The sequence below is a fragment of the Methylorubrum zatmanii genome (assembly GCF_014845115.1).
GTDB lineage: Bacteria > Pseudomonadota > Alphaproteobacteria > Rhizobiales > Beijerinckiaceae > Methylobacterium > Methylobacterium zatmanii.
Genome location: NZ_NKUI01000373.1, coordinates 1 through 737, shown reverse-complemented (window position 1 = coordinate 737; position 737 = coordinate 1). Strand labels below are relative to the sequence as shown.

Genomic DNA, 737 nt, shown 5'->3' with positions numbered 1-737 from the left:
CTGGAGGGGGCGGTCGCCCACGAGCCGGCAGGGGGGCTGGCGGGCGGCGGGGGGGGCGAGCGCGCGGAGGCCCGGAGGGGCAGCAGCGCGTCGAGCCGGTCGTGGCTCGACTGGTGGAGGTGGTCGGCCTTGGTGGCGGCGAACATGATCCGCTCGGCCCGCGGCGCGAAGAAGCGCGAGAGCAGGCTGTTGCGGCCAATGCGGAAGGCGAGCAGCACCGCGTCCAGCGCCTCTTCCAGCTCGGCCAGGGCCGCCGGCCCGGAATCGACCGCCGAGAGCACGTCCACGAGCACGATCTGGCGGTCCACCCGCTGGAAATGCTCGCGGAAGAACGGCTCCACCACCTTGCTCTTGTAGGCCTCGAAGCGCCTTTCCATCAGCGCGCCGAGGCTGCCGGGCGCCTGCATCTCCTCCAGCCGATCGAGGGGAGCGAAGGTGAGCATCGGCGATCCGGCCAAGTCGCCCGGCATCAGGAAGCGCCCCGGCGGCGTGGTCGCGACCGATTCCGCGCCGGCCCGGAGCGCCGCGAGATAGGCCTTGAAGGCGTTGGCGGCGCGCTCGGCCACCACCTCGTCGAGCGGAGCGGCGGGGTCGAGATCCTTCATCAGGGCGAGCCAGGGCGCGGCAATCCCCGCCCGCCCCGCCCGGCGGGTGCCGGCGATGGTCGCCCGCGACCACGCCACGTAGCTCTGATCGACCAGGGCCAGATCGAGCAGCCACTCGCCGGGATAATCCAC

General features: G+C 73.1%; 1 protein-coding gene. It reads right to left on the bottom strand.

The genetic code is table 11. The annotated features are described in order from the left end of the window. The coding region (locus MZTS_RS24815; RefSeq protein WP_246482277.1) for a YcjX family protein at positions 1-737 on the bottom strand (737 nt) is incomplete at both ends.